General features: G+C 62.5%; 1 protein-coding gene. It reads right to left on the reverse strand.

Annotation, left to right across the window (positions count from 1 at the left end; genetic code table 11):
• Nucleotides 1–54: 54 nt before the first annotated feature.
• Nucleotides 55–675: hypothetical protein (locus HB681_RS37690; RefSeq protein ID WP_213959993.1), on the reverse strand; the 621-nt coding region annotated here is incomplete at its 5' end.

The raw sequence follows: 675 nt of genomic DNA on the forward strand, positions 1-675 counted from the left end.
CGCTGACCCGGCACCTCGCCAGCGACGCACGTGGCAACTGCGCGGCAAGGGTATTCAACCGATAGCGGCGCGTGTCACAGCCGCGCGCGCTTTTGGCGCAAGGCACCTGTAGACTGTTGGCGGCGCATAGCCGAGTGAGGAATAGCACCTGCGGCAGTGCTTGCAGCGAAAAGGTGCATCCAGCAACTGTGAGTCGAGCCTGAAGGCGGAAGATCGACCGCAGCGCCGACAGACATCGCGCAGCGCGTCACCGTGGATCGGGCACCGCGCATGGCGCTCGAGCTGGAATAGCCGGCTGTGATAGGCAGCGCTGATGCAGCTTGGACAAAACCGTAAGAAGGGGCTCGTGTCGTTCGTGGCGTGACAGATGCCCTCGCGCACGATGCGCCGCGAGATGCCGAGCATCCGCGCGACTCGTGCGACATCGATGCTTGCGGGCACGGCACCCTCATAGGGATCGATCGGATGGCTACACAACTGCGACATCACGAGGTGTCCTGGCAATCGATTCATGTGAGCGAATTTCCAGAGCATGCCGACCAACGATTCATAAGGCTGGAGCCAGGTGCGCTGAAACACGTACCCAAGCCGCGGGTCCAACGCGTGTTCATCCAGCGTCAGTATCGGCAGTGTCACGGCGCTGGCCCTTTCATCTCGGCGGTGCAGCGTCAAGCC

It is taken from the genome of Variovorax sp. dw_954, assembly GCF_018449755.1.
Classification (GTDB): Bacteria; Pseudomonadota; Gammaproteobacteria; order Burkholderiales; family Burkholderiaceae_C; genus Variovorax.